Below are 25,365 nucleotides of genomic sequence, written 5' to 3'. Positions count from 1 at the left end.
CCCCGGCTCGGTCTGTTGGGTAACCGTCCATCAGGCGACCCGCCGGCCTTCGCGCCAGACGGAGCGGACGACCGGAATACCCTCATGGCGCTGCACCCGGACGACGTCGGCGCGCAGGCCGGTGGCGATGCGGCCGCGATCGGTGAGACCAACCGTGCGGGCTGGCGTCGCCGTCACCATGGCGAGCGCCTGCGGCAGGCTGACGCTTTCGACCTCGTCCGAGAGCACGAAGGGCGCGTGGATGAGGCTGAACGGCACGTAGTCCGACGACAAGACGTCGAGCACACCGCGCCGGGCGAGATCGCGCGCCGCGATATTGCCGGAGTGCGACTTGCCGCGCACGATGTTCGGTGCCCCCATCAATACGCTGAGGCCAGCCGCGTGCGAGGCCTCCGCCGCTTCGAAGCTTGTCGGAAATTCCGCAAGACGGATACCGAACCCGACCGATTCCTCCACATGGGCGATGGTCGCGTCGTCGTGGCTGGCAATCGTGATGCCGCGCTCGGCGCAGGCCCTGGCGATCTCGGTGCGATGTGGCGCGGCGTATTTGGCGGAAAGCGCCTGCTGGCGGGCGCAGAATTCGGCGAAGGCCTCGTCCGTCATGCCGCGCTTGTTCTTGTAGTAGAGCGTGTACTGATCCATCGTCTGGAACTGGCGCTGGCCCGGCGCATGGTCCATCAGCGAAACGAGGCCGACCTGCGGATCGTTCTCGAACTCCTGGAAATGGGCGAGCACGTTGTCGGTCGAGACCTCGCAGCGCAGGTGGATGCGGTGATCTGCGCGCAGACGATTTTCCTTGGCGGCCTGGGCCAGAGCGTCCGCCATCTCGCGCATCTCGCCCTGCTCGAACCCGCCATCCTCGTCGGACCCCATGCGCAGGCAGTCGAAGACGGTGGTGATGCCGGACGTGACGACCTGCGCGTCATGCGCCTGGATCGCCGCCATCTTCAGCCAGCGAACGCCGGGGCGCGGCGAGTAATGCGCTTCCAGATGATCGGTGTGCAGTTCGACCAAGCCGGGGATCAGGTAATCGCCTTCGAAATCCTCGCCCATGCGGCCGGCGCTTTCGGAGATATCTGCGATCTCGCCGTCGCGGATCAGCATCGAGCCGGTGAGGATCTGGTCCTCGAGGACGATGCGGGCATTGGAGAGAACGGTTTCAGCGGTCATGTCATGCCATCTTTCGTTTGGACGTGCCGCCAAGCGGCAAAAGCGAGTGAACGGTGAAAGGCGCGCCGCGCGCGTGTTCGGTAAACAGCGCCAGCGAGGTGACGGCGAGCGGCTTGCCGATGAACTCGGCGAAGATCTGCTCCAGCAGGGCTTTCATCGCGGCCTGCCGTTCCGCCGGCACCGGGCCGGTCAACGTCATGTGAAACTGGAAGCTCTCGAACACGTAAGGGTAACCCCAGGAGAGCAGATTGCCGCGGTGGACGTCGCTCAGCGAATCCGGCCTGCGACGCGAAAAATCCTCCGCCGAGAGAGGCGCTCGAAAGGGTTCGAAACGCCGCACCGTCTCGTCGGCAAGCGCCTGCAGTTCCGGACAATCCGCCGTCGGCACCAAAGCGAAAAACGGTCCGAGCTGCGTGAGCGCCATTTCCGATATCTCGAAGGGGGCACATTCCTCGGCAAAACCATCGAAGGCGGCGAGCAGTTGCACTTCGTTTTTCGCCGCAGCAAGCGGGAACGGCGCCTTCAGCGTGCCGTGAAAACCGTAACGGCGCGGATCTGCGGTCAGCGCCGTCAATTCGGCCGCATTGAAATCCCCGGCCGCCTGGAGAGCCCTGGTTTCGCCAGTGAACGGATTGCTGCCCAGCCATTTCGCCGCTGCGATCGTCAGCGGGTGGTCCTCATCGGATGTCAAGTAGAAGGCGTAGCGCACGGTCCATTCCCTATCGAGGATGTCACGGGAGCGTCGATCGGACGGGCCGATAAGACGCCGTCGCTACCTTCTTTTCGTGACATTATCGTGATGGCCGGCGATGAACCGACACGTTTTTTCAATGTGCCTTCTGACCCATCAGACGCGAGCGCAGAAGATTGGAGACGCTGTCGAAAATGAAAACGACGACGAGAATCAGGATAACCATGTAACAGACGTTTTCCCAGTCGGAATTCGTCCGCATCGCTTCCCAGAGTTTGAGGCCGATACCACCGGCACCGACCGCACCGATGATCGTCGCTGATCGCGTATTCGATTCCCAGAAATAGAGCGCCTGGCTGGCAAAGACCGGCAGAACCTGCGGCAGGACGCCAAACCGCTGCACGGCAAGCGGCGCGGCACCTACGGACTTCACGCCCTCGCGCTGCTTGTCGTCGATATTCTCCAGCGCTTCCGAATAGAGCTTTCCGAGCGTGCCGGTATCGGTGAAGAAGATTGCCGACATGCCGGCAAGCGGTCCCGGCCCGAAGGCACGGGTGAAGAACAGCGCCCAGATCAGCATGTCGACGGAACGCAGGAAATCGAAGAAGCGCTTGGCCACCTGGTTGAGCACGCCGTTGCGGGTGATGTTGCGCGCCGCAAGGAAGCACAGCGGGAAGGCGACGATCGAGGCAAACAGGGTGCCGACGAAGGCCATGACGATGGTTTGCAACAGCTTGGTCCAGACGTCGAGATGCTGCCATTCGGCATTGTAGAGGATGTTGTTCCAGGCGAGCGACAGGTTGGAGCGGCTCGGATCGAGACGGTCGCCACTAAGGATCAGGCTCGCCACTTCGCCGAAGGACTTGTTGAAAAACGGCGAGCTGGTATCGAAAATGAAATTGGCCCAGCCGGGGAAGCGATTGTGGATGCTGATCTTCTCCACATCGACATCGGCCCAGCCGGTCATGCCGAAGGCAAGCGTGATCTTCTCGCCCGGCCGCTTCTGCGTCGCCCACTTCGGCAGCGCGTCTTGCGGCTGGACGCCGGCGTCGAGGTTGATCAGCAGCGTTTCGCCATTGTGCGTGGCAGTCACCTTGCGATCGGCGACATCGATGCTGGTCGTGCGGTTGTAGCTGATCGTTGCCCGGCTAACGATCTCTTCCGTGCGGATCACGGGTTTAGCCTCCGCCTGCGCGCTGCTGCCGACCACCGAATTCGGCGCCATGAAGCTCGATCCCTTCTTGGGCGCGGCTTGCTGGGTGACAGCCGGATCATCGGTGGTGCGCTCCACCGTCTTCGTCTCGATTTTCACCCACTCCGGCTTGGCATCCGGTCCGAGCGGCGAAAAGCGCGGGTAGACGATCTGCATTGCTCCGTCGGCGGCGATCTTGATATCCGGGCGAACTTCGTAAGAGACCCAGTCGGCCATGTAAGTGCCAGCGATGCCCCAATTGGCGTTCACGAGAACCTGGCCGATCGAGAAGAACCACCAGCTATAGATCATGTAGAACGCGATGCCGGCAAAGATCAGGGCCGAGCGAATGCGCTTGCGCGACGAACCGTGGATCAGCTGCGGATGGCGGGCGGCGATCGCTTCCATCTCAGCGGCGTTCATCATGGCGTTGATGGTCATGGTCCGCTCCTATTGCGCAAGCTGGAAGGTCTGGTCGCCGACGAGACGGCGGCGCAGCCATGCGGAGAAGTGATCGACGGCGATGATCGTCGAGAACAACAGGATGATGATCGCGAGCGTCTTTGCCTCATGCCCCTGGCCGATCGACAGACGCAGCGGTTCGCCGATACCGCCGCCGCCGACGGCACCGATGATGGTCGAGGCGCGCACGTTGATCTCGAGGCGCAGCAGGAAATAGCTCATGAAGTTCGGCAGGACCTGCGGCACGATGCCGAACCAGACACGCTCGATCCAGTTGCCGCCGGCGGCTCTCAAACCCTCATCCGGCTTCATGTCGGCATTTTCGACGACTTCGAAGAACAGCTTGCCCAGCGCGCCGACCGTATGGATCGATACGGCGATCATGGCCGGTATCGGCCCGAGCGACAGGATGGCGAGAAAGAAGCCGGCGATGACGACCTCCGGAAAAGCCCGCAATACTTCCATGAAGCGGCGCACAAGGCCGCGTACCCAGGGGTTCGGCATCAGGTTGCGGGCCGCGAAAAAGCAGAGGATGAAACCGAAGAACATGCCGAAGATGGTGGAGAAGATCGCAATGTTCAGCGTTTCGAGCATCTTGTAGAAATATTCGGGCACGTTGATCGTGTCTGTCAGATACAGGCGGCCTTCGGGATAATCGTACTTGAAGCTGCCGTCGTCATAGGGCGAGGGAAGATCGAACATGGCGCGGCCGATTTCAGCGCCGTCGCGCGGCGCGAGATCGCCGACGAAATCAAAGAAATAGGGCAACCGGTCGAAGAACTTGCCGGCATTGGTCTCGTTGGCAAACCAGAGAGACCCCGAAAGAGCCATGGCAAGCAGTGCGAGACCAATGAAAGTGTAGGTCCGGCGGCGGCGATTGAGCTCCTGCCAGTGGCGTTCGACCAGAGCGCCGTTGTCGCTCAAGGTCGGGGAAAGCGCTGAGGTGGCCATGGAGTCTCCGGCAAAACGTGGCGGCCTCAGCGTATATCGTGCCGATGAAGCCGGTCCAGACAAGGAAACGCTGGCCGGCAGGACCGGCCAGCGTTTTGCATTCAGGCGATATCAGCCGCCGATGGTCGACTTGCGAGCATCGATGATCGGCTTGTAGAAGTCGGAGTTGACTTCGACGAAACCCTTGTACTCGCCGCCCTCGACTGCTGCGAAGCAGGCCGCATCAGTCTTCGGCAGGTCCATCATGAACTGCTTGAACTTGGCCTTGACGTCGGCGCTGAGCGACGAGCGGACGACAGTCGGGCCGTTCGGGATCAGCGGCGAGCGCCACAGTTCGACCAGGTCGTTCATGTCGAGGATACCCTTGTCGACCATCTTGCGAAGGTTGCCGGAAGTGTAACCTTCCTTGAACCCGCCGATACCCGAACCAAAGGTCGTGCCGGCGTCGAAGGTGCCCTTCAGCACTTCGAGGACGAGGTTTTCATGGCCGCCGCCGAAGCCGGTCTCGGCAAAGAATTCCTTGACCGGCATGCCGATCGTTTCCGGCAGGGTGACGTTCGGGATCAGGTAGCCCGAGGTCGAGTCCGGGTCAGCGAAGCCGAGCTTCTTGCCCTTGAGGTCTTCGATCTTGGTGACGCCCGAATCCTTGCGAGCAACCATGATCGAATAATAGCCGGTCGAACCGTCGGTCTGTTCGGTGGTCAGGATCGGCTCGACGGCGTCAGCCTTGGCGAGGTAGATCTTGGCATAGCCGGAAGCGCCGAGTTCGGCAAAATCGAGTGTGCCACCGAGCAGACCCTGGATGACGCCGTCATAGTCGGCGGCCGGGAAGAACGAGACCTTCTCGACGTTGAGCGCGGTCTTCAGGTGGTCGCCGAGGCACTGGAAGTTGCGCAGGCGGTCGGCTTCGTTTTCGCCGCCGATGATGCCGACGCGGAATTCCTTGAGGTCTTCGGCCTGAACGTGGCCGACGAGGGCAAAGAGCGCAACGGCGCTCAAGAGGGCTTTCTTCAACATAAGGTCATCTCCTGTTTTCCCGGCCGCGCCGGTTCACATTCGGTTGCAAGGTCTTGGCCCTTGACGCGGGCTCTCGATCCCGGCTGTAACTATTTGTCCAAGCGTGATGTCATCCGAAGCCGCAGCGCGCTTTCGGCATCACGCTTTACAGTCCAGCCAGTGCCAGCGGCTTGACGCTGGCGGATTTCTGATTGTCCTGCGCTGCAGGGATATTGATGGTGGTCGAGGTCATCGATTCCTCGATTTCCGCACCGCCTCCGTAGATTTCGGCGACGGCAGCTGCCGTCAGGTCCTTTGGCTGACCGTCGAAAACGACGCTGCCATGCGCCATGCCGATGATGCGCTCGCAGTAATTGCGTGCCGTATCCAGCGTGTGCAGATTGGTGATGACGGTGATGCCGTCGCGTTCGTTGATGTCGCGCAGAGCATCCATGACGATCTTGGCATTGAGCGGATCGAGCGAAGCGATCGGCTCGTCGGCAAGGAGCATCTTCGGCTGCTGCATCAGGGCGCGGGCGATGGCGACACGCTGCTGCTGGCCGCCGGAAAGCGTACCTGCCGCCTGCAGCGCCGTTTGCTCGATGCCAAGCCGCTCCAGCGCGCCGATCGCCATGATACGTTCTTCGCGGGTGAACATGTTGAGGATGCTGAGCACGGTGGAGCGGTGATTGAGGCGGCCGAGCAGGACGTTGGTCAGCACATCGAGACGCGGAACCAGATTGAACTGCTGGAAGATCATCGCGCAATCGCGCTGCCAGCTGCGCAGGGCAGCGCCTCGCAGCGACGAGACCTCGATATCGCCGAAATGGATGGAGCCGGACGACACGTCGTTCAGGCGGTTGATCATCCGAAGCAGCGTCGATTTGCCGGCGCCCGACCGGCCGATGATGCCGACCATCTGGCCCTGCGGAATGTCGAAGCTAACCGAATTGACGGCAATCTTCTTGCCGAACCGTCGCGTCACGCTCTTCAGCTGAAACATAAGCACTCGTCCTTCCGCAGTCGTACCGGTCCTCGGTATGCCTTTTGCATTAGCGACGCTTGATGAAGGGGAAATGTCAGTTCGATGTCGGTTTTGTTACAGTCCACACGCCCCGCGGAAGCAGGGCTTGCGGCATCGAAAATCAGGCATTGTAACGGATGAGAAATGCGTCCGCGTCGAGCATCCTGAAATCGTTCAGCGCATCGCGCAACCTGGCATGATCCCAGTCCCACCAGGCGAGCTTGCCGAAGCGCTCGGCGATCTCCCTGCCGAAGCGCTCGCGGATCAACTTTGCCGGAACCCCACCGACGATCGTATAGGGCGCGACGTCCTTCGCGACGACGGCGCCCGCGCCGATTACCGCGCCATTGCCAACGGTGACGCCCGGCAACACCGTCGCGCCGTGGCCGATCCAGACGTCATGGCCGATGACGACGCGGTTTTGCCTTCGCCAGGCGAAGAAATCCTGGTCCGTGTCCGCATCCGGCCAGTAGTCCTTGGCCCGGTAGTTAAATGGTGCAGCGTCGGCCGCCAGACCGGATGATTGGTCGCGTTGATGCGCACCGAGGAGGCGATATTGGCGAATTTGCCGATCGTCGCGCACCAGACCGAGCCGTCTTCCATGATATAGGAATAATCGCCGATTTCCGTTTCAGAAATACGGCAGCGCTCGGCGATTTCCGTGTAGCGGCCGATCGTGCAATCGGTCACCCGCGACGTCTCGTGGATGAACGGCTTTTCCGACAGCTTGATCGTCATGCAGCAGCCTTTCGCGGCGAAAAGGCGGAGACGTCGAGGATGCGGTCGGCAACGGCGTCGCGCACTTCCTCGTCATGGAAGATGCCGAGAAGCGCGACGCCTTCGGCCTTCTTGGCCGCGATCATCTCGACGACGACGCGGCGGTTCTTGGCATCGAGCGAAGCAGTCGGCTCGTCGAGCAGGAGGATCGTATGGTCGGTTATGAAGCCGCGGGCGATATTGACGCGCTGCTGTTCACCACCAGAGAAGGTGGCCGGCGGCAATTGCCAGAGTTCGCTCGGCAGGTTGAGCCTTGCCAGCAGATCGGATGCTTTTTCGCGTGCCTCTGCATGGGAAACGCCGCGCGCCAGCAACGGCTCGGCAACGACATCGAGAGCCGGCACACGGGGAACGACACGCAGGAACTGGCTGACATAACCGAGCGTGTCGCGGCGAACTTCCAGCACCGAACGCGGTCCCGCACTGGCCAGATCGATCAGCTGGCCATGATGCTCGATCAGGATTTGACCGGCATCGACGGCATAGTTGCCATACAGCATTTTCAGGATCGAACTCTTGCCGACGCCGGACGGGCCGCCGAGCACGACGCATTCGCCCTTTTTGACAAAAAACGAAACGCCAGTGACGACCGGCAGGGTGATGCCGTCGCGCAGATGCATGATGAAGCTTTTGGCGACTTCGGAAACAACAAGCGGCGTGGCCATTGTCAGTTCTCCTGTTCGAGCATGGTTTTGACCGAAAACCGGTTCCCACTTCTCATAACCATGCTCAGACCTGCAGGATCGAGGAAACGAGAAGCTGGGTGTAGGGCTCGCGCGGATCGTCAAGCACCCGGTCGGTCAAGCCCTGCTCGATCACCACACCGTCCTTCATCACCATCATCCGATGGGAAAGAAGGCGGGCGACAGCGAGGTCATGGGTGACGATGATCGCCGACAGGCCAAGATCATGGACGAGGCCGCGCACGAGGTCGAGAAGCCGGGCCTGCACCGAAACGTCGAGGCCGCCGGTCGGCTCGTCCATAAAGACCAAACGCGGGGAGGTGACGAGATTGCGAGCGATCTGCAGCCGCTGGCGCATGCCGCCGGAAAAGGCTCGCGGCTGATCGTCGATGCGGTTTTCTTCGATCTCGACACGACGGAGCCAGTCAGTCGCGGTCGCACGGATATTGCCGTAGTGCCGGTCGCCGACCGCCATCAACCGCTCACCGACATTGGCGCCGGCCGACACCGTCATGCGCAGGCCATCGGCCGGGTTCTGGTGGACGAAACCCCAATCGGTGCGCATCAGGAAGCGCCGCTCGGCCTCGCCCATGCGGGCAAGATCGCGGTACTGGCTGTCACGCATGTGATATTCGATGACGCCGGAGGTCGGCATCAGCCGGGTAGAAAGGCACGAAAGAAGGGTCGTCTTGCCGGAGCCGGATTCGCCGACGATGGCCAGCACCTCGCCCGGCCAAAGCTCGAAGGAGACATTACGGCACCCGATGCGTCCGCCGTAGAATTTCGAGATGTCGCTGACTTTGAGAAGCGGGACGGTGGTCATGGGCGTGCCTCGATACTTTTCTGATCGGGGGCTTTACCCCCCTCTGCCCTGTCGGACATCTCCCCCTCAAGGGGGGAAATCGGCTGGGCGCACCATTCGGGCCGACCTCCCGTGGGGATTTGCCGCAACGGAGAAAGTACGAATGGAGACGGACCCCTCGGTGGCTTGATCTCCCCCCTTGAGGGGGAGATGTCACGAAGTGACAGAGGGGGGTAAAGCCTCGGCAAACCAATAGACAAACGTTCAGCCGACCTGCTCATTCCGCCGCCTCCCGACGTCCCAGCATCTCGCCGGCATGGCCGTGTTCGCGCCGGTCCTCACAGTGGTCGGTATCGGAGCAGACGAACATGCGCCCACCCTTGTCGTCGAGCACGACCTCGTCGAGATAAACATGCTCCGCACCGCAAAGAGCACACGGCTTGTCGAAATGCTGGATCTCGAAGGGATGATCTTCAAAATCAAGGCTGACGACGTGGGTATGGGGCGGCACGGCATAGATGCGCTTTTCGCGGCCGGCGCCGAACAATTGCAGCGCTTCCGACATGTTCATCTTCGGATTGTCGAACTTCGGCGTCGGCGAAGGATCCATGACATAGCGGCCCCCGACCTTGACCGGATAGGCATAGGTCGTGGCGATATGGCCGTTGCGCGCGATGTCCTCGTAGAGCTTCACGTGCATAAGCCCGTATTCCTCGAGCGCATGCATCTTGCGGGTCTCGGTCTCGCGCGGTTCGAGAAAGCGCAGCGGCTCAGGGATCGGCACCTGATAGACCAGTGTCTGGCCGGTCTTCAGCCGTTTCTCCGGAATGCGGTGGCGCGTCTGGATGATCGTCGCCTCGCCGGTCTTCGTCGTCACCGCGACATTGGCGACTTTCTGGAAGAAGGCGCGGATCGACACGGCGTTGGTCGTATCATCGGCGCCCTGGTCGATGACCTTCAGCACGTCGTCCGGCCCGAGGATTGCCGCTGTCACCTGCACACCGCCGGTGCCCCAGCCGTAAGGCATCGGCATTTCGCGGGAGGCGAAGGGAACCTGATAGCCGGGTATCGCGATCGCCTTGAGGATCGCCCGGCGGATCATCCGCTTCGTCTGCTCGTCGAGATAGGCGAAATTGTAGGTGGCAAGGTCGGTCATTCGGCCGCCTCCTCCAAACGGGAGTAAGTCTTCAGCCGCTCGGTAAGCGTGCCGCTGTGCAGTTCGAAAAGATGGTTGTCGGCGTCGTGGAAATAGATCGACCGGCCCTCGCCTTCGACACGCGGGCGCGGCGGCATGACATCGAGATTGAGGGAGCGGATGCGCTCGAGATAGATGTCGATATCCTCGTCTCGTATCTTGAAGGCGACGTGATTAAACGTGCGCTCGCTCAGACCCTTGCCCTGCATGATCGCGATCCAGAGATCGCCTATGGTGAAGAATTTCTCCGGCGCCCGTGAGAACTGCTTTTCGCCGCTCGCATAGACCTGTTTGGCGCAGAAAACCGTCTCGAGAATCTCCGTCATGCAGTCGAGATCGCTGACGATGAAGGTGATGTGGGAGAGATCCTCGATCATTCCGCGGCTTCCCGGACATCAATCCCGCCGGACTTCGCGTCGTATTCGGCGCGCATGCGGCGGACGAGGTCGAGCTCTGCCTGGAAGTCGACATAGTGCGGCAGCTTCAGGTGCTCGACGAAGCCGGTCGCCTGGACGTTGTCGGAATGCGAAATGACAAACTCCTCGTCCTGCGCCGGTGCGACGATATCCTCGCCGAATTCCTCGGCACGAAGCGCCCGATCGACCAGCGACATCGCCATGGCCTTGCGCTCGCTCTGACCGAAGACCAGGCCATAGCCGCGGGTGAACTGCGGCGGGTTCTTGGCCGACCCCTGGAACTGGTTGACCATCTGGCATTCGGTGACCTGGATACGGCCGAGCGAGACGGCGAAATTGAGTTCGGGAATGTCGAGTTCGACCTCAACCTCCCCGATGCGGACTTCGCCAACGAAGGGATGGGTGCGGGCATAGCCACGCTGCGTCGAATAGGCGAGCGCCAGCAGAAAGCCCTCGTCGCCGCGCGCTAAGGCCTGCAGGCGCAGGTCGCGGTTCAAGGGAAACTCCAACGGCTCACGCGTCAGGTCGCCCGGGACATGGTCCTCCGGCAACCTGCCGTCGGCTTCGATCAGGCCTTCATCGGCGAGAATATCGGAAACACGCATCATCGCGCTCTCGTCGGCCTGCTTGCGGACGGGATCGGCGACCGGCTCATCGGTCAGCAGCGACGGATCGAGCAGGCGGTGGGTATAGTCGAAGGTCGGCCCCAGAAGCTGACCGCCGGGCAGGTCCTTGTAGGTTGCCGAGACGCGGCGCTCGATCTTCATGCGCGCCGTATCGACCGGCTCCGACATGCCGAACCGTGGCAGCGTCGTGCGGTAGGCGCGCAGGATGAAGATCGCCTCGATCATGTCGCCGCGTGCCTGCCGGACAGCAAGGGCGGCGAGTTCGCGATCGTAAAGAGAGGCTTCCGCCATGACGCGATCGACGGCGAGGCCGAGCTGGGCGACGATCTGGTCGATGGAGATGGCGGGCAGCGACCGGTCGCCCCGGCGGCGGTCGGCGAGAAGCTGGTGCGCATTGGCGATGGCGGCTTCGCCGCCCTTGACGGCAACATACATGCTCAAACCTCCCGATGGCGCAGCTTGGTGGTGCGCGGCAGGCAGAGAATGTCCGTGCCGGCAACCAGGATCAGATCGACGCCCCTGGGAAACAGTGCGCGATTTTCCGCCCAGAGCGTGAGAAAAATGTCTGGCAGGCCAATCGGCGAAAGGACGGCCTCGCCGTTGATACCAGGACCGGTAGCGGTGAACCCGGCACCGCCCTCGAGCGCGGCAATTTCAAGCACGAGCGTTGCCGAACGATCCGGATATTCCTGCGTTCCGAGCGCGAACTGATCGAAGCCCGGAACGATGCCGCCGGCTTCCACGAAGACGAAACGAGCCTCCGGCTTGACGTCCGTCAGCGGTGTGCCGGTATGGAAGGACAGCCATGCCGGCACCGATGAATTGGCAAGGGCAAGGCTCAGCCAGGCGGGGGTTCCATCGTCGCACAGTGTCAGCGCAATCGCTGCTGCTCCGGAACCGAGCGGCGCCGGCGGCGTTGCCGAAGCGCCAAGCGGCGTGATCGTGCCCGGACGCGCCATGGCATCCATCAGGGCCCGGAACACGGCCTGCGACTGGAAGACAGGATCGGTAAAGGCCCCGGCATACGCACCGGCGTGGATCTCGGCTTGAATGCCCATCAGTTGTCTCCCCGCACCATGGTGAAGAAATCGACCCGCGTTGCCGCAGTCTGTTCGGCGCGCTTGCGATCCTCGGCGGCAATGCGGCTTTCCACCGCGTCGATCAGCGCATCGACCGCCTGCCGGTATTCGGGCCGCTGGCGAAGCGCCTCGAAAACCGCCGCCAGGCGAGCTCTTTCGCGATCATTGCCAAGCAACTGGCCGTGACCGATCTCGCCGGAACCGAGCCGCACCGTGGTGCGGCTGACGGTCGCCTCGCCAAGATTGAAGGCATCGCCGCCGCCGCCGATACGGCCGCGCACCATGACGAGACCACTTTCCGGCCCGCGCACCGGGCGCACCTCCGGCTTGGGCTTGATTGCCTGCCAGCCTGCCTGCAGCTCCTCGGTCGAGGCCTTGGCCAGCAATTCCATCGCCCGCTTGCGCCCATTTACCGCCGCGCTGCCATCTTGTTTGATCGGGTCCATTGCTTCCATCCGAAATGTCTATTATTATAGACAACTATACATCTGCTGGTGCTTTTCTAGAACTGCAACATGACGGGCCTGTGACATGAATGCGAAAAAGGCGGTCGAACGGCAAACCGGCGTCGCCCTCTGGCGGCAGATTGCCGATCTGATCCGGCTATCGATCAGCAACGGCGACTACGACCAGACCGGCATGATACCGCCGGAAATCGCCCTGGCAAGCCAGTTCGGCGTCAACCGCCACACGGTGCGCAGCGCCCTTGCCGCACTCGCCGACGAGGGTTTGGTGCAGGCGATCCAGGGGCGAGGCACCCTGATTCAGCGGAAGGAACGGCTAAGCTTTCCGATTTCAAGGCGCACGCGCTTCTCGCAGGGCCTCGGCGGTCAAGCTCGCGAGACGGGAGCAAGGCTGCTCTCCCAGGCCGCACTACCCGCTACAGGCGACGTCGCGGCAGGGTTGAGGGTCGCTCCTGGAACCGACTGTATCCAGCTCAACCTTGTCAGCAGCGCCGATGGCCGGCCGGTGTCGTGTTCCACCAACTTCTTTCCCTCGGATCGCTTCCCGCGCATGGCAGAGAAAGTCAAAAAACTGGGCTCGATCACCAAGGCCTTTGCCGCCGAAGGCCTGCCGGACTACGTGCGCGTCTCGACGGAGCTTGTCGCCCGCCACGCCGATGCCGACGAACTGGCGCTGCTGCGCCTTTCGCCCGGCGCCATCGTCATCGAGGCGACCTCCATCAACGCCGATCCGGATGGCGTCCCGGTGCAGTTCGCCCGCACGCGCTTTGCTGCCGACCGTGTCAAGCTGAAGATCGAAACGTGAGGCCACGAAAAAGGGCGCGATGTATTGGCACGCGCCCTTCCTCAATTCCAGTCAAATGCAGCGATCAAACGTCGGCGATGAAGGTCTGCTTTTGTGTTCCCAACCCCTCGATGCCGAGCTCGACGACGTCGCCGGCCTTCAGATACTGCGGTGGCTTGAAGCCCATGCCGACGCCGGGGGGCGTACCGGTCGAGATGATATCGCCGGGATGCAGCGTCATGAACTGGCTGAGATAGCTAACGACATTGGCGACCCCATAGACCATGGTCTTCGTGGAACCGTCCTGCTTGGTGACGCCGTTGACGGTGAGCCACATCTTCAGCTTCTGCGGATCGGCAACTTCGTCGCGTGTCACGAGCCAGGGGCCGGTCGGGCCGAACGTGTCGCACGACTTACCCTTGGTCCACTGTCCGGAGCGCTTGGTCTGGAAATCGCGCTCGGAGACGTCATTGATGACGCAGTAGCCGGCCACATGCTCCAACGCATCCGCCTCCGATACGTACTTGGCTTTCTTGCCGATCACCACGCCGAGCTCGACCTCCCAGTCGGTGGCTTCCGATCCGTGCGGAACGATGACGTCGTCGTTCGGACCGACGATGGCCGATGTCGCCTTCATGAAGATCACCGGTTCCGGCGGCACCGTCGCACCGGTTTCAGCGGCGTGATCGGCATAGTTCAGCCCGATGCAGATGAACTTGCCGGTTCCTGCAACACAGGCGCCAAGGCGCGGGTTGCCGCCGACGACCGGCAGGCTGGCGATATCGAGCCCCTTGGCCCAACCCATATCACTGATCGCGGCGCCGCCGACATCGGCGATGACGCCGCTCAGATCCCTGATCTGGCCATCCTCGTCGAGAACGCCCGGCTTTTCCAACCCCAGGGGGCCATAGCGCAAAAGTTTCATGTTATCTCTTCCCTTGGAACGCAGACTATCGTGCCGCCTGACAAATCAAAGGCGGGCAGCGTTGTAAAGCGCTTTTGCCGGTTCTAGGGGGGTGCGGGTAGCCAAATCCTGCAGGCGATCAGGACGCCTCGCCCCGCCGCAGCCCGCCGAAGGAGATTGTGGCGGGATTTCTCCCGCCACATGTGCCCTCAGGCCGCCTTGGAATAGGCTTTTGCCATGTCCGGGAGGCGCTTCACGCGAATTTTCGACGCCTGGCCGGCAGCGTTGAAGGCGATGAACCGCTCCTTGCAGACCTCGACCATGCGGGCGGTCGCCGGTTTCAGATAGTTACGCGGGTCGAAATTGTCAGGATGCTGGAGGTGATGCTTGCGGATCTCGCCGGTGAAGGCGAGGCGAAGGTCGGTGTCGATATTGACCTTGCGAACGCCGAGCGGAATGGCCTTCTGGATCTCGGAGACCGGCACGCCCCAGGTCTGCTTCATCTTGCCGCCGAATTCGTTGAAGAGATCCTGCAGGTCCTGCGGCACCGTCGACGAGCCGTGCATAACCATGTGCGTGTTCGGCAGACGCTTGTTGATCCTGGCGATCGTTTCGATCGACAGAATTTCGCCGTCGGGCGCGCGGGTGAACTTGTAGGCGCCGTGGCTGGTGCCGATCGCAACCGCCAATGCATCGACGCCGGTCTTTTCTACGAAATCGAACGCCTGTTCCGGATCCGTCAGCAGTTCCTCGCGCGACAGCGTGCCTTCGAAGCCGTGGCCGTCTTCCTTTTCGCCGGCGCCGGTTTCCAGATTGCCGAGGCAACCCAGTTCGCCTTCGACCGAGACGCCGGCCGCATGGGCGAACTTCACAACCTCTGCCGTGACGCCAACATTGTATTCATAGCTGGCGATCGTCTTGCCGTCGGCCAGCAGCGAACCGTCCATCATCACCGACGTGAAGCCGTTGGTGATCGCCGAAATGCAGGTCGAGGGCTGGTCGCCGTGATCGAGATGAAGACAGACGGGGATATGCGGATATTCTTCCGCAGCCCCAAGAATCAGATGCCGCAGGAAAGCGTCGCCGGCATAGGCGCGAGCACCGCGGCTTGCCTGCAGGATGACGGGTGAATCCGTGGCATCGGCGGCGCGCATCACCGCCTGGATATATTCCAGATTGTTTACGTTGAAGGCGGGTAGCGCGTAGTTGTTTTCAGCGGCGTGGTCCAGCAGCTGCCGCAGGGTGATCAATGCCATTCAGAAGTCTCCCGTTGTCCTGGCGCCGTCACTGCCGATCGATTTGGCATATGACGCCCATATTCTCCGCTTGAGCAAAAGCGCCCGCCACAAACGCCAACTGGTATCGCGACCAAGCCTCCAGGCGACTGTGGGGCGGATTTACCCGCACCATAATTGATGATCCGGGTTTGGCAACCACCGCCGAAACGGAAAATGACGTCCTTCCTGCTGCGGAAACGTTGCAGGTCAGCCACCGTGGACTAACCGTCCCCGCATATTTTTGCCGACTGGTAAAATCAATCATAGATTGCAATTTCGTTGCCCAGCACCGATTTTCCCCAGCATGCAGCGCCAAAGGGAAGGGAACCGAAGACGTCCTTGACTGGCACGTTTGCTTCCGCAGCCAGGCAAATCACGAATGCATATTACGTAAACTGCCGGAAATAATTGCCATTCTTTCGCCGCGGTCGACTGCAGGGACGAACCGATCAATTCCAGCTGGCGCAGATCCCTCAAAAAATGCCGCGATTGAAATGCAACCGCCGCGCTATAGATACATGTCGTCAGCGACGTCGCGGCGTTTGAACCACGCCAATCGGCCTTGCCTTTGGGAAAAAATTGGCATTCTCTCGCTGTTTCACAACCTAACAAGAGGGGAAGGAAAACAAAATGACATTGGCAAAAATCAACCTCCGCACAGCGGTCCTGCTTGGATCGTTTCTCGTCGGCGCCAGCCCTCTGCTCGCCGAAACCGTCCTGCATCGCGGCAATGCCGGCGAGCCGCAGACACTCGATCAGGCCCATACCTCGATCAATATCGAAGAGTTCATCCTGAAAGACCTCTACGAAGGCCTGACGATCTACGATGCGGCCGGCAAGGTCATTCCGGGTGCTGCCGAAACCTGGGATCTCTCCGACGACGGTATCGTCTACACCTTCAAGCTGCGCGCCGACGCCAAGTGGTCGGACGGCTCTCCGGTCACCGCCGGCGACTTCGTCTTCTCCATCCAGCGCATCGAGGATCCGAAGACCGCAGCCGGCTATGCCAACATCCTTTTTCCGATCAAGAACGCCGAAAAGGTCAACAAGGGCGAAGTGCCGGTCGATCAGCTCGGTGTCAAGGCCGTCGACGACAAGACGGTTGAAATAACCCTGGAACGCCCGACACCCTTCTTCCTCGAATTGCTCGCCCACCAGACCGCCATGCCGGTCTCCAAGGCAAGTGTCGAAAAGAATGGCGCCGATTTCGTCAAGCCCGGCATCATGGTCTCGAACGGCGCCTACAAGCTCGTCGCCCACACGCCGAACGACAGCCTGACGGTCGAAAAGAACCCGGAATATTGGGATGCTGCAAACGTCAAGATCGACAAGGTGATCTTCTACCCGATCGACGACCAGGCCGCCTCCGTCCGCCGCTTCGAGGCCAAGGAAATGGATCTTGCCTACAACTTCTCGGCCGACCAATTGGACCGCCTGCGCAAGTCCTATGGCGAGCAGGTCCATGTCTCGCCGACGCTCGCGACCTACTACTACGCCTTCGACACCCGCCAGGAGCCCTATAGCGACGTGCGCGTGCGCCGGGCGCTCTCGATGTCCGTCGATCGCGACTTCCTCGCCAAGGAGATCTACTCTGGCTCGCAGCTGCCGTCCTACTCCATGGTGCCTCCGGGCATGGCGAGCTACGGCGATCCGGCAAAGGCCGACTTCTCCGAGATGTCACAGCTCGACCGCGAAGATGAAGCGGTCAAGCTGATGAAGGAAGCCGGCTATGGCGAAGGCGGCAAGCCGCTCAACATCGAAATCCGCTACAACACCAACCCGAACCATGAACGTGTTGCGACCGCCGTCGCCGACATGTGGAAGAACACGTTTGGCGCCAAGGTATCGATGGTCAATCTCGACGTCTCCTCGCACTATGCCTACCTGCAGGAAGGCGGCAAGTTCAACGTCGCCCGCGCCGGTTGGGTAGCCGACTATGCCGACGCCGAAAACTTCCTGGCCCTCAGCCTCTCCTCGAACAAGACCTTCAACTACGGCCACTTCGAGAATGCCGAGTTCGACGCCCTGATGAAGAAGTCCTACGAGGAGGTCGATCCGACGGTCCGCTCGAAGATCCTGCATGAAGCCGAGGCGCTTCTGATGAAGGAACAGCCGATCGCGCCGTTCCTGACCCAGGCAGACCTTTGGCTGGTGTCCGACAAAGTGAAGGGTTGGCAGGATAACGCCGTCAACGCGCATCTCAGCCGCTTCCTGAGCGTATCCGAATAACGGATTTTCGACACGCGGCAGCCACGCGGTTGCCGCGCGTCACGATCAGAGAGCAAAACCATGATCTCCTTTGTCCTGCGCCGCCTCGCGAGCGCCGTGCCGACCCTGTTTATCGTCGTCACGATTTCCTTCTTCCTGATGCGGTTCGCCCCCGGCGGCCCCTTCAATCTCGAACGTCCGCTGCCGCCGCAGACCATGGCGAACCTGATGGCGACCTACCATCTCGATCAGCCGCTCTGGAACCAGTACCTCACCTATATCGGCAATGCCGTCACCGGCGATTTCGGCCCGAGCTACATCTACAAGGACAACACCGTCGCCGAACTGATCGGCAAGGGCCTGCCCTATTCGATGGAACTCGGTTTCTTTGCGCTGCTTCTGGCTCTGGTCGGCGGCGTACTTGCCGGCACCATCGCGGCCCTTCGGCAAAACAGCTTCCTCGATTTCCTGATCATGTCGGTCTCGACCGTCGGAGTCACCGTGCCGAACTTCGTCGTTGGCCCGGTGCTGACACTGATCTTCGCCATCACGCTCGCCTGGCTGCCGGCCGGCAGCTGGGGTGATGGGTCGCTGCGCTTCCTCATCCTGCCGATGATTGCGCTCGCCCTGCCGCAGTTGGCGGTCTTTGCCCGGCTGACGCGCGGCTCGATGATCGAAGCGCTGCACACCGACCATATCCGTACCGCCCGCGCCTATGGCCTGCCGACCCGTGTCGTCGTCGTCACCCATGCGATGCGCGCGGCGATGCTGCCGGTCGTTTCCTATCTTGCGCCCGCCGCCGCAGCGCTTTTGACCGGCTCGGCTGTCGTCGAGACGATCTTCACCATTCCCGGCGTAGGCCGCTATTTCGTGCTCGGCGCACTCAATCGCGATTACACGCTGGTGATGGGAACCGTGGTGCTGATCGCCATCTTCGTCATCGTCTTCAATCTTGTGGTCGACATTCTCTACGGCCTTCTCGATCCGAGGGTTCGCCATGACTGATATCCTCACCACCCCGGCGCTGCCGCCCGAAACCGCAAGCCGAAGCCTGTTCCAGCTCGCGGCAATGCGCTTCCGCCGCAACCGCGCCGCCATGGCCGGCTGCGTCATGCTGGCGCTGATTGCGCTCTTTTCCTTCCTCGGCCCCTATTTCATCAGCCACAGTTACGACCAGGTGTTTCCGTCCTATGTCTCGATCCCGCCGAGTTTCGAACCACGGCCGGACGCGTCGAGCCTTCAGGACGTGATGGAAGGCGTTGCCGGACGGGCACGCGTCGATCTGAAGGAGTTTGCCGTTGACGGCCAGACCTTCACGGCCACAGTGACCTCCGACACACCGATCGATCCGCGCGCCACGCGCTATTTCGACCGGGCGAACGAATTCGACGGCACCGAAGTGGTGGCGACGGAGAATGATGGGAAGACGCTGAAGGTCACCGGCAGCGTCGCGCGCGAGTATTTCCTGTTCGGCACCGACTCCAACGGCCGTGACCTGATGGCCCGCGTCATGCTCGGCGGCCAGATTTCGATCGCCGTCGGACTGCTCGCGAGCCTCGTCTCGCTCTCGATCGGCGTGCTCTATGGCGCGACTTCGGGCTATGTCGGCGGCCGCATCGACAACGTCATGATGCGCTTCGTCGAAATCCTCTATTCGCTGCCCTTCGTCTTCCTCGTCGTCGTGCTCGTCGTCTTCTTCGGGCGCTCGTTCATCCTGATCTTTCTCGTCATCGGCGCGGTGGAATGGCTGGACATGGCCCGCATCGTGCGCGGCCAGACGCTGGCCTTGAAGCGGCGCGAATTTATCGGCGCGGCGCAGGCGCTCGGTCTCACCGACTGGCAGATCATCCGCCGCCACATTATTCCGAACACCATCGGGCCGGTCGTCGTCTTCGTCACCGTCGTCGTGCCGAAGGTCATTCTGCTGGAAAGCTTCCTCTCCTTCCTCGGTCTCGGCGTACAGGCGCCGCTGACGAGCTGGGGGGCGCTGATCGCCGAAGGCGCCAACAACATCCAGTCGGCGCCGTGGCTTTTGATCTTCCCGGCGATCTTCTTCGTCCTCACCCTTTTCTCGCTGAACTTCGCCGGCGACGGCCTGCGCGATGCGCTCGACCCGAAGGACCGCTGACATGACTGATTCACGGGAAACAATTCTCGCTGTCCGCAACCTCAAGGTCTCGTTCTCGACCCCGGATGGAACGGTAGAGGCGGTCAAGGGCATCGATCTCGACGTCAGGGCCGGCGAAACGCTAGCCGTGGTGGGCGAATCCGGCTCCGGCAAGAGCCAGACGATGATGGGCATCATGGGTCTGCTTGCGGGAAACGGCGCGGCCTCCGGCTCGGCGAAATATCGCGGCCGGGAACTCATCGGCCTTCCACTGAAGGCGCTGAATAATGTGCGCGGTGAAAAGATCACCATGATCTTTCAGGAGCCGATGACCTCGCTCGATCCGCTCTATACGATCGGCCGGCAGATCGCCGAACCGATCGTCCATCACCGCGGCGGCAGCTTCAAACAGGCGCGCACCCGTGTTCTCGAACTCCTGGAGCTAGTCGGCATTCCCGATCCGGCGCGCCGGATCGACAGCTATCCGCACGAGCTTTCCGGCGGCCAGCGCCAGCGCGTCATGATCGCCATGGCACTTGCCAACGATCCGGATGTGCTGATCGCCGACGAACCGACGACGGCGCTCGACGTCACCATCCAGGCGCAGATTCTCGACCTGCTCAATTCGCTGCAGGCCAAGTTCGGCATGGCCGTCGTGCTCATCACCCACGATCTCGGCATCGTCCGCCATTTCGCCAGTCGCGTCGCCGTCATGCGCCACGGCGAGGTGGTCGAGACCGGAACTACAGACGACATCTTCGAGCGGCCACAAGCGGACTACACCAGGATGTTGCTTGCGGCCGAACCGCGCGGCCGCAAGGCGCCACCCGCAAAAAACGCGCCGATCGTTCTCGAAGGTGCGAATATTGCCGTCGACTATGCCACCGGTGGCGGCCTGTTCGGCGGCTCCGCCGGCGTGTTTCGTGCCGTCGATGGCGTCAGCATCCGGCTGAGAGAGGGCCAGACCATCGGCATCGTCGGTGAGTCCGGCTCCGGCAAGTCGACGCTCGGTCGCGCGCTGCTGCGGCTGATCCCAAGCAGCGGGCGTTACCAGTTCGGCTCGATGAACATCTCCGATTTCAGCCGCGGCGCCATGCGTCCGCTGCGCCGGCAACTGCAACTGGTGTTTCAGGACCCTTACGGGTCACTCTCGCCGCGCCAGACCGTCGGCGAAATCGTCACCGAGGGGCTTTACGTCCACGAGCCCCAGCTCAGCCGCGCCGAGCGTGACAAGCGGGCGATCGAGGCACTGAGGGAGGTCGGTCTCGATCCGGCCGCCCGCAACCGCTATCCCCACGAATTCTCCGGCGGCCAGCGACAGCGCATCGCCATCGCCCGCGCCATCATCCTCAAGCCGAAAGTCGTCATTCTCGACGAACCGACCTCGGCGCTCGACCGCTCCGTGCAAGGCCAGGTCATCGAGCTCCTGCGCGCGCTGCAGGCGGCGAATCGCCTCTCCTACATCTTCATCAGCCACGACCTGTCGGTGATCAAGGCGATGTCGGATTATGTCGTGGTGATGAAGAACGGCAGGATCGTCGAGGAAGGCGATACCGACGCGATCTTCGAAGCGCCGCGAGAGAGCTACACACAGACCCTGATGCACGCGGCTTTTACGGCGTGACCTCCCTGCTCCCGGCTTTGATCGGCGGACTCGGCTGCCGCGATTGCCGTCGTTTCAGCTGCTGTTCGCGGAAGAAGATGAACAGACCGGACGCAACTATCAGGGCGGAGCCGAGGATCACGGGTGGCCGCGGCGTATCGCCGAAGAAGATCCAGCCGAATACCACCGCCCAGAAAAGCAGCGTATATTGCAGCGGCACGACGGTTGCCGCATCCGCCAGTTTCAGCGAGCGGGTGACGAGGATGTGGGCGAGCATGGCGACAATGCCAAGAAGGCTGAGGCACGCCAAGCCCTGCATATCCATCGGCGCCCAGCCCGCCGGATTGACGCCGACACCGGCCAGAGAAAAGATCAGCGCGCCGCTTAACTGCCAGAAGATCAGCGTCGTGTCCGGTGTTGCCCGCAGGGTTCGCCCGAGAAGCAGCGCGACGGCATAGGCTGTGCTGCCTGCGAGCGCGATCAGCGCCGGCAACGAAAAGCTCTCGCTCGAGGGTTCAAGCGCGATGACGACACCGGCGAAGCCGATCAGGATTGCCGTCCACCGCCGCCAGCCCACATGCTCACCGAGCAGAAACGGCGAGGCAGCAGCGACATAGATCGGCGCCGCCAGCCAATAGGTCATCGCGTCGGCAAGCGGCATATAGGCGACGGCAAAATAGAAGGCCGACGCATCGACCGCAAACAGAAGCGATCGCAGCCCCTGCAGCCACGGGCGATCGACAATCAGCAGGCTGCGCCACCCGCGCATGACGAAGAAGGGAATGAGCACCACCAATGCCGCGAGGCTGCGGATCGTCATCAACTGGCTGACGGAATAGGTCGAAACCAGCCATTTCCCCATCGTGTCGTTAAGCGAGAACATCAGCATGCCAAGCAGCATGAAGAGGACGCCGGTACGGACGGCGTTCGAAGTAAGGGTAACGGGGGCTGTTACGGCAGTCATGGCATCGATTCCGGGAAAGGTGTCCGCCACTCGCATATTCCCGCTCTTCAATCCATCCCTGAAAGCGGATGGGTCGATGAAGAAACGGAATGCATGTCGCCTGCAACGAAGCTACTTCTTTTATTTTGCACTGCAGCATGATAGAAATATTCTATCGCGGTATGCGAAGTAGGCCATTGAAAGAAAACCGAAATTCGACCAAAAGCCTTTGAAAATCGATTTTTTGACCCTGTTTCTCCTATCGGCCACGCCCCAGGATCGCTGCGTCATGAGCAAGACGGACTTTATCGGCAAACGCTCCAGTGCAGCTGGCGGCTGGGGCGCGCTGAAAAGCTGCGGCAAGCGGCTTCTGGAAAGCGGCTCCCCGCTTTCGGGCGCACGCACCCTCTTGAAGGCCAATCAGCCGGATGGCTTCGACTGCCCCGGCTGCGCCTGGGGCGATCCGGAGCATGGCTCCTCGTTCGAGTTCTGCGAGAACGGCGTCAAGGCGGTTGCCTGGGAAGCGACCGACAAGCGCACGCCGCCGGACTTCTTTGCCGCGCACACCGTCTCCGACCTGAAATCCTGGAGCGACTACGCGCTGGAGCAAGAGGGCCGCCTCACCCATCCGATGCGCTACGACCGCGCCACGGATACCTATGTCCGGATCGGCTGGGACGCCGCCTTTGCCGAGATCGGTGCGATCCTCAATAGCTTCGACACGCCGGACCGGGCCGAGTTCTACACCTCCGGCCGGGCCTCCAACGAGGCCGCCTTCCTCTATCAGCTCTTCGTCCGGCTCTACGGCACCAACAATTTTCCCGATTGCTCCAACATGTGCCATGAGGCGAGCGGCATCGCGATGAAGCAGGCGGTCGGTGCCAGCAAGGGCACGGTGCTGCTCGAAGATTTCGAAAAGGCCGACGCCATCTTCGTCATCGGCCAGAATCCCGGTACCAACCATCCGCGCATGCTCGGCGATCTTCGTCGCGCGGCCGAGCGCGGGGCAAAGATCGTCGTCTTCAATCCGCTGCGCGAACGCGGGCTCGAGCGTTTCGCCGACCCGCAGGACAAGCTGGAAATGCTGCGAGGCGGTTCGACCGCGATCGCAAGCGACTACTTCCAGCCGCGCCTCGGCGGCGACATGGCAGCGGTGCGCGGCATGGCCAAGGCGGTTTTCGCGGCGGAGGACGCAGCACTTGCGGCGGCCGAGCCCTCTGTTCTGGATCTTGATTTCATCAGCCGGCACACCGCAGATTTCGATGCCTATCGTGCCGCCGTTGATGCGACCACATGGGAAGAGATCGAGGATCAGTCCGGCTTGACGCAGGCCGAAATCGAGCGGGCGGCGACAATCTATCTTACCGCCGAGCGGGTGATCTGCACTTGGGCGATGGGTGTGACGCAACACCGCCATTCCGTCATTACCATCCGCGAGATGGCCAGTTTCATGCTGCTGCGCGGCAATATCGGCAAGCCGGGCGCCGGACTTTGCCCCGTGCGCGGCCATTCCAACGTCCAGGGCGACCGTACCGTCGGCATCAACGAGAAGCCGCCGGCCGCCTTTCTCGACGCATTGGAGCAGGAATTCGATTTCAAGCCGCCCCGGCATGAGGGCCACAATGTGCTCGCAGCCATCGGCGCCATGCTGGCCGGCTCGGCGCGAGCCTTCATCGGCCTCGGCGGCAATTTCGCGCGTGCAACGCCGGACAGCCCGCTCATCGAAAAGGCGCTGGCCTCGCAGAAGCTGACGGTCAACATCGCCACCAAGCTCAACCACTCGCACCTGATGCCGGGCGAGGTGAGCTTCATCCTGCCCTGCCTCGGCCGTACCGAGATCGACCGCAATTCGAAGGGCATCAGTCAAATCGTCACTGTCGAGGATTCGATGAGCATGGTGCATGGCTCCGGCGGCATCAACAGGCCGGCATCACCCGAACTGCGCTCCGAAGTGGCAATCATCGCCGGTATCGCGGCTGCGACTGTCGGCTCGGCAAAGATCGATTGGGCAGCGCTTGCCGATGACTACGACCTGATCCGCGATCACATCGCCAATGTCATTCCGGGTTTCGAAAACTACAACGAGCGTGTCCGCAAGCCGCGCGGCTTCCATTTGCGCAATGCCGCCGCCAACCGCGAATGGGAAACATCGGAAGGCCGGGCAACCTTCTGGACCGGCCCGCTTCCGGACGCGATCGAGCATCAGATGGCCCGCGGCGCGGAGGGCGTTTTCGTGCTGCAGACTTTCCGCTCGCACGATCAGTACAATACGACGATCTACGGCATGGACGACCGCTATCGCGGCGTCTACGGCGAGCGCAACGTCGTCTTCATCAATCCCGCCGACCTTGCCGATCTCGGCGCCCGGGCCGGCGACCGCACCGACGTGATCGGCCGCCACAAGGACGGCGTTTCCCGCATCGCGCGCGATTTCCGCTTCGTGCCCTATGATATCCCGCGCGGCTGCGTCGCCGGTTATTATCCGGAACTCAACGTGCTCGTGCCCTTGTCGAGCGCCGGAGACCAGAGCGATACGCCGACGTCGAAGTCCGTGCTGGTATCGTTCCATACGAAAACCTCAGAGGCAGATGCGGCGTGATGCCGGATAACCCAACCGACGAGGATTTCCTTGCCGTCGTCGAGGCGATCCGCAGGCAGGACGCGACGCTTTCGCCGCTGGGCGCAGGGATCATCGCTGCCATTTCTCAAAGGGTCACCGAAGACAGCCGCACCTTTGCCGGGCTGTTCGGCATCGCCCACGCGCTGGTCCTGCGGGAGATCAATCTGCTTTGCGGGCCGCAAGCACCGATCGAAATCGTCCGTCGCGACGCCCGCACGCAGAGAACGCACCTCAAACTTACCGTAAAAGGCAACGTTCTCATGGCCGGCGTCCTTGACCTTGGCGGTATCGTTGCTAAGTAAGAGCCATCTCCGCAGTGCAGGGCATTCTAACACGCCTGCGGAGTCAAACCTGATACCGGGCCCCTCTGGCGAGAATCTACGGCGCTCTC

The 25,365-nt window shown here is 61.9% G+C and carries 23 protein-coding genes and 1 pseudogene; 7 read left to right on the top strand and 17 right to left on the bottom strand.

Features of this window, described 5'->3' with window-relative positions:
- Positions 1–30 precede the first annotated feature (30 nt).
- The 14 genes and pseudogenes from ACSQ2W_RS08555 to phnG all read right to left on the bottom strand — a co-directional run bounded on the left by ACSQ2W_RS08555 (position 31) and on the right by phnG (position 12,510).
- Positions 31–1,170 carry an alpha-D-ribose 1-methylphosphonate 5-triphosphate diphosphatase gene (locus tag ACSQ2W_RS08555; RefSeq protein ID WP_436085878.1) on the bottom strand — a complete coding sequence of 380 codons (1,140 nt, stop codon included), beginning with the start codon at positions 1,168–1,170 and terminating at the stop codon, positions 31–33.
- Position 1,171: 1 nt separating this feature from the next.
- Complete coding sequence (locus tag ACSQ2W_RS08550) at positions 1,172–1,879, bottom strand: DUF1045 domain-containing protein (RefSeq protein ID WP_436085877.1); 708 nt, start codon at positions 1,877–1,879, stop codon at positions 1,172–1,174.
- 118 nt (positions 1,880–1,997) lie between these two features.
- On the bottom strand, positions 1,998–3,494 hold the full coding sequence (phnE, locus tag ACSQ2W_RS08545) for a phosphonate ABC transporter, permease protein PhnE (protein ID WP_436085876.1): 1,497 nt from the start codon (positions 3,492–3,494) through the stop codon (positions 1,998–2,000).
- A gap of 9 nt (positions 3,495–3,503) precedes the next feature.
- Positions 3,504–4,466 carry a phosphonate ABC transporter, permease protein PhnE gene (phnE, locus tag ACSQ2W_RS08540; RefSeq protein ID WP_436085875.1) on the bottom strand — a complete coding sequence of 321 codons (963 nt, stop codon included), beginning with the start codon at positions 4,464–4,466 and terminating at the stop codon, positions 3,504–3,506.
- A gap of 111 nt (positions 4,467–4,577) precedes the next feature.
- Positions 4,578–5,483, bottom strand: a complete 906-nt coding sequence (gene phnD / locus ACSQ2W_RS08535; protein ID WP_436085874.1) for a phosphonate ABC transporter substrate-binding protein — start codon at positions 5,481–5,483, stop codon at positions 4,578–4,580.
- 145 nt (positions 5,484–5,628) lie between these two features.
- On the bottom strand, positions 5,629–6,465 hold the full coding sequence (phnC, locus tag ACSQ2W_RS08530) for a phosphonate ABC transporter ATP-binding protein (RefSeq protein WP_436085873.1): 837 nt from the start codon (positions 6,463–6,465) through the stop codon (positions 5,629–5,631).
- A 142-nt stretch (positions 6,466–6,607) separates the two neighbouring features.
- Positions 6,608–7,224 (bottom strand): annotated as a pseudogene (locus ACSQ2W_RS08525) (DapH/DapD/GlmU-related protein).
- Positions 7,221–7,928, bottom strand: a complete 708-nt coding sequence (gene phnL, locus ACSQ2W_RS08520; protein WP_436085872.1) for a phosphonate C-P lyase system protein PhnL — start codon at positions 7,926–7,928, stop codon at positions 7,221–7,223. Before phnL ends, ACSQ2W_RS08525 begins: the two are co-directional and overlap by 4 nt.
- A gap of 64 nt (positions 7,929–7,992) precedes the next feature.
- Positions 7,993–8,769, bottom strand: a complete 777-nt coding sequence (gene phnK, locus ACSQ2W_RS08515; protein ID WP_436085871.1) for a phosphonate C-P lyase system protein PhnK — start codon at positions 8,767–8,769, stop codon at positions 7,993–7,995.
- A gap of 256 nt (positions 8,770–9,025) precedes the next feature.
- On the bottom strand, positions 9,026–9,904 hold the full coding sequence (locus ACSQ2W_RS08510) for an alpha-D-ribose 1-methylphosphonate 5-phosphate C-P-lyase PhnJ (RefSeq protein WP_436085870.1): 879 nt from the start codon (positions 9,902–9,904) through the stop codon (positions 9,026–9,028).
- Positions 9,901–10,320, bottom strand: coding sequence for a FosX/FosE/FosI family fosfomycin resistance hydrolase (gene fosX / locus ACSQ2W_RS08505; RefSeq protein WP_436085869.1), 420 nt, complete (start codon positions 10,318–10,320; stop codon positions 9,901–9,903). Before fosX ends, ACSQ2W_RS08510 begins: the two co-directional genes overlap by 4 nt.
- Positions 10,317–11,420 carry a carbon-phosphorus lyase complex subunit PhnI gene (locus ACSQ2W_RS08500; RefSeq protein WP_436085868.1) on the bottom strand — a complete coding sequence of 368 codons (1,104 nt, stop codon included), beginning with the start codon at positions 11,418–11,420 and terminating at the stop codon, positions 10,317–10,319. Before ACSQ2W_RS08500 ends, fosX begins: the two co-directional genes overlap by 4 nt.
- A gap of 2 nt (positions 11,421–11,422) precedes the next feature.
- Entirely contained in the window at positions 11,423–12,043 is a 621-nt protein-coding gene (gene phnH / locus ACSQ2W_RS08495) for a phosphonate C-P lyase system protein PhnH (RefSeq protein ID WP_436085867.1), read from the bottom strand.
- Positions 12,043–12,510 carry a phosphonate C-P lyase system protein PhnG gene (gene phnG, locus ACSQ2W_RS08490; RefSeq protein ID WP_436085866.1) on the bottom strand — a complete coding sequence of 156 codons (468 nt, stop codon included), beginning with the start codon at positions 12,508–12,510 and terminating at the stop codon, positions 12,043–12,045. The genes phnH and phnG overlap by 1 nt, the downstream gene beginning before the upstream one ends.
- Positions 12,511–12,595: 85 nt before the next feature.
- Here phnG and phnF point away from each other — a divergent pair, with 85 nt between their 5' ends.
- Entirely contained in the window at positions 12,596–13,333 is a 738-nt protein-coding gene (gene phnF / locus ACSQ2W_RS08485) for a phosphonate metabolism transcriptional regulator PhnF (RefSeq protein WP_436085865.1), read from the top strand.
- 64 nt (positions 13,334–13,397) lie between these two features.
- On the opposite strand, the gene ACSQ2W_RS08480 is transcribed toward phnF, so the two are convergent.
- Together ACSQ2W_RS08480 and fba are read right to left on the bottom strand one after the other, a co-directional pair.
- Positions 13,398–14,237 carry a fumarylacetoacetate hydrolase family protein gene (locus ACSQ2W_RS08480; protein WP_436085864.1) on the bottom strand — a complete coding sequence of 280 codons (840 nt, stop codon included), beginning with the start codon at positions 14,235–14,237 and terminating at the stop codon, positions 13,398–13,400.
- Positions 14,238–14,425: 188 nt separating this feature from the next.
- Positions 14,426–15,472 carry a class II fructose-bisphosphate aldolase gene (gene fba / locus ACSQ2W_RS08475; protein ID WP_436085863.1) on the bottom strand — a complete coding sequence of 349 codons (1,047 nt, stop codon included), beginning with the start codon at positions 15,470–15,472 and terminating at the stop codon, positions 14,426–14,428.
- A 651-nt stretch (positions 15,473–16,123) separates the two neighbouring features.
- On the opposite strand from fba, the gene ACSQ2W_RS08470 reads away from it, so the two are divergent.
- The 4 genes from ACSQ2W_RS08470 to ACSQ2W_RS08455 are packed head-to-tail and all read left to right on the top strand — an operon-like array spanning position 16,124 to position 21,432.
- The gene (locus ACSQ2W_RS08470) at positions 16,124–17,722 is read left to right on the top strand and encodes a peptide ABC transporter substrate-binding protein (RefSeq protein ID WP_436085862.1); all 1,599 of its coding nucleotides are present in this window, start codon (positions 16,124–16,126) and stop codon (positions 17,720–17,722) included.
- Positions 17,723–17,782: 60 nt separating this feature from the next.
- A complete protein-coding gene (oppB, locus tag ACSQ2W_RS08465; protein WP_436085861.1) occupies positions 17,783–18,706 on the top strand; it encodes an oligopeptide ABC transporter permease OppB in 924 nt (307 codons plus the stop codon).
- Positions 18,699–19,829 (top strand): ABC transporter permease, encoded by a 1,131-nt coding sequence (locus ACSQ2W_RS08460; protein ID WP_436085860.1) that lies wholly within the window; start codon positions 18,699–18,701, stop codon positions 19,827–19,829. Before oppB ends, ACSQ2W_RS08460 begins: the two co-directional genes overlap by 8 nt.
- 1 nt (position 19,830) lies before the next feature.
- Entirely contained in the window at positions 19,831–21,432 is a 1,602-nt protein-coding gene (locus ACSQ2W_RS08455) for an ABC transporter ATP-binding protein (protein ID WP_436085859.1), read from the top strand.
- On the opposite strand, the gene ACSQ2W_RS08450 is transcribed toward ACSQ2W_RS08455, so the two are convergent.
- Positions 21,422–22,375: a DMT family transporter gene (locus ACSQ2W_RS08450; RefSeq protein WP_436085858.1), complete on the bottom strand. Its 954-nt coding sequence runs from the start codon at positions 22,373–22,375 to the stop codon at positions 21,422–21,424. The genes ACSQ2W_RS08455 and ACSQ2W_RS08450 overlap by 11 nt on opposite strands.
- A gap of 268 nt (positions 22,376–22,643) precedes the next feature.
- Between ACSQ2W_RS08450 and ACSQ2W_RS08445 the strand changes: the two genes are divergently transcribed.
- Positions 22,644–24,953 (top strand): FdhF/YdeP family oxidoreductase, encoded by a 2,310-nt coding sequence (locus ACSQ2W_RS08445; protein WP_436085857.1) that lies wholly within the window; start codon positions 22,644–22,646, stop codon positions 24,951–24,953.
- A complete protein-coding gene (locus tag ACSQ2W_RS08440; protein ID WP_436085856.1) occupies positions 24,953–25,276 on the top strand; it encodes a hypothetical protein in 324 nt (107 codons plus the stop codon). The genes ACSQ2W_RS08445 and ACSQ2W_RS08440 overlap by 1 nt, the downstream gene beginning before the upstream one ends.
- Positions 25,277–25,365: the final 89 nt, after the last annotated feature.

Source organism: Pararhizobium sp. LjRoot255, assembly GCF_964252905.1.
Lineage (GTDB): Bacteria > Pseudomonadota > Alphaproteobacteria > Rhizobiales > Rhizobiaceae > Pararhizobium.
The sequence above is the reverse complement of the archived record's forward strand: the minus strand, read 5'-3'. Positions and strand labels throughout refer to the sequence as shown.

Excerpts from the sequence above, each read along its gene's own strand:
- ACSQ2W_RS08555 (WP_436085878.1), bottom strand. The coding sequence starts at position 1,170 with ATGACCGCTGAAACCGTTCTCTCCAATGCCCGCATCGTCCTCGAGGAC.
- phnE (WP_436085876.1), bottom strand. The coding sequence starts at position 3,494 with ATGACCATCAACGCCATGATGAACGCCGCTGAGATGGAAGCGATCGCC.
- phnE (WP_436085875.1), bottom strand. The coding sequence starts at position 4,466 with ATGGCCACCTCAGCGCTTTCCCCGACCTTGAGCGACAACGGCGCTCTG.
- phnD (WP_436085874.1), bottom strand. The coding sequence starts at position 5,483 with ATGTTGAAGAAAGCCCTCTTGAGCGCCGTTGCGCTCTTTGCCCTCGTC.
- phnC (WP_436085873.1), bottom strand. The coding sequence starts at position 6,465 with ATGTTTCAGCTGAAGAGCGTGACGCGACGGTTCGGCAAGAAGATTGCC.
- phnL (WP_436085872.1), bottom strand. The coding sequence starts at position 7,928 with ATGGCCACGCCGCTTGTTGTTTCCGAAGTCGCCAAAAGCTTCATCATG.
- phnK (WP_436085871.1), bottom strand. The coding sequence starts at position 8,769 with ATGACCACCGTCCCGCTTCTCAAAGTCAGCGACATCTCGAAATTCTAC.
- ACSQ2W_RS08510 (WP_436085870.1), bottom strand. The coding sequence starts at position 9,904 with ATGACCGACCTTGCCACCTACAATTTCGCCTATCTCGACGAGCAGACG.
- fosX (WP_436085869.1), bottom strand. The coding sequence starts at position 10,320 with ATGATCGAGGATCTCTCCCACATCACCTTCATCGTCAGCGATCTCGAC.
- ACSQ2W_RS08500 (WP_436085868.1), bottom strand. The coding sequence starts at position 11,420 with ATGTATGTTGCCGTCAAGGGCGGCGAAGCCGCCATCGCCAATGCGCAC.
- phnH (WP_436085867.1), bottom strand. The coding sequence starts at position 12,043 with ATGGGCATTCAAGCCGAGATCCACGCCGGTGCGTATGCCGGGGCCTTT.
- phnG (WP_436085866.1), bottom strand. The coding sequence starts at position 12,510 with ATGGACCCGATCAAACAAGATGGCAGCGCGGCGGTAAATGGGCGCAAG.
- phnF (WP_436085865.1), top strand. The coding sequence starts at position 12,596 with ATGAATGCGAAAAAGGCGGTCGAACGGCAAACCGGCGTCGCCCTCTGG.
- ACSQ2W_RS08480 (WP_436085864.1), bottom strand. The coding sequence starts at position 14,237 with ATGAAACTTTTGCGCTATGGCCCCCTGGGGTTGGAAAAGCCGGGCGTT.
- fba (WP_436085863.1), bottom strand. The coding sequence starts at position 15,472 with ATGGCATTGATCACCCTGCGGCAGCTGCTGGACCACGCCGCTGAAAAC.
- ACSQ2W_RS08470 (WP_436085862.1), top strand. The coding sequence starts at position 16,124 with ATGACATTGGCAAAAATCAACCTCCGCACAGCGGTCCTGCTTGGATCG.
- oppB (WP_436085861.1), top strand. The coding sequence starts at position 17,783 with ATGATCTCCTTTGTCCTGCGCCGCCTCGCGAGCGCCGTGCCGACCCTG.
- ACSQ2W_RS08460 (WP_436085860.1), top strand. The coding sequence starts at position 18,699 with ATGACTGATATCCTCACCACCCCGGCGCTGCCGCCCGAAACCGCAAGC.
- ACSQ2W_RS08455 (WP_436085859.1), top strand. The coding sequence starts at position 19,831 with ATGACTGATTCACGGGAAACAATTCTCGCTGTCCGCAACCTCAAGGTC.
- ACSQ2W_RS08450 (WP_436085858.1), bottom strand. The coding sequence starts at position 22,375 with ATGACTGCCGTAACAGCCCCCGTTACCCTTACTTCGAACGCCGTCCGT.
- ACSQ2W_RS08445 (WP_436085857.1), top strand. The coding sequence starts at position 22,644 with ATGAGCAAGACGGACTTTATCGGCAAACGCTCCAGTGCAGCTGGCGGC.
- ACSQ2W_RS08440 (WP_436085856.1), top strand. The coding sequence starts at position 24,953 with ATGCCGGATAACCCAACCGACGAGGATTTCCTTGCCGTCGTCGAGGCG.